The sequence below is a fragment of the Frankia sp. AiPs1 genome, from assembly GCF_023716945.1.
Classification (GTDB): domain Bacteria; phylum Actinomycetota; class Actinomycetes; order Frankiales; family Frankiaceae; genus Frankia.
This window is the reverse complement of the sequence record NZ_JAMQQF010001100.1, coordinates 1-804: the sequence shown is the minus strand read 5'-3', so window position 1 is coordinate 804 and position 804 is coordinate 1. Positions and strand designations below refer to the sequence as shown.

At 76.9% G+C, this 804-nt stretch carries 2 protein-coding genes and 1 pseudogene; 2 read left to right on the top strand and 1 reads right to left on the bottom strand.

The annotated features are described in order from the left end of the window. Positions 1-19: 19 nt before the first annotated feature. Positions 20-193: a hypothetical protein gene (locus ND748_RS33110; protein WP_251750170.1), complete on the bottom strand. Its 174-nt coding sequence runs from the start codon at positions 191-193 to the stop codon at positions 20-22. Between the two features lie 3 nt (positions 194-196). Between ND748_RS33110 and ND748_RS33105 the strand changes: the two genes are divergently transcribed. After that, positions 197-358 carry a hypothetical protein gene (locus ND748_RS33105; RefSeq protein ID WP_251750169.1) on the top strand — a complete coding sequence of 54 codons (162 nt, stop codon included), beginning with the start codon at positions 197-199 and terminating at the stop codon, positions 356-358. 63 nt (positions 359-421) lie between these two features. Beyond that, a pseudogene (locus tag ND748_RS33100) lies at positions 422-804 on the top strand (glutamine amidotransferase); the annotation flags it as partial.

Genomic DNA, 804 nt, shown 5'->3' with positions numbered 1-804 from the left:
AGACTGACGTGCGGCGGCGCTAGCGGGCCGGGCCGTCGGACGGCCGGGGGCGCGCCGGCGTCGTCACCTGCACGACGCGGTCCAGGGTGCGGACCACGAGCGCGAGCGCGGACTCGGGGTCGTCCACCGTGGGCGCGACGACCGCGGCCGCGCCGCCGCCGTCGCCGTCGAACTGCCACCGACGCTGCTGCACGCCGTGGAGGCGTTCGCGGCCGATCCGGTGATCACGGGGGCGCTCGCGGCCGCGGGCGGCGCCGGCGTCCCGGCGTACTACGCCGCGCGGCGGCGGGCGGAGTTCCTGGACTGGCACAGCCGGGTGAGTACCTGGGAGATCGAGCATTACCTCACGGCGTTCTGAGGTGCTGACGTTCGGGCGGCCGGCGGGGTCGCAACGTCCGCGGGCGAGAGGAGAAGCGTCGGCATGTGTGGCATCGCGGGCCTGCACCTGAAGGATGACACCTACCGGGACCAGCTCGGAGCCATGATCGCGGGCATGCTGCGCGGCGTCGCCGAACGTGGCCCCGACTCGGCGGGGGTCGCCATCCACTCCGACGGGCTGGAGGTCCTCAAGGCGGTCGGTGACCCGATCGCGTTCGCCACCAGGATCGGCCTCGCCACCCGGTCGGGGGTCCGCGCGCTCGCGCACACCCGGATGGCGACCGAATCGGCGGTCACCGCCGCGCACTGCCACCCGTTCGCGGTCCGCCCACCCGGGCCCGCCTGCGCCCCCGCCGCCGGGCGATCAGCCCCCGCCGTAGGCGGACCGGTCACCGCCGCGGGGGGGGGGGGGGGGGGGGGGGGGGG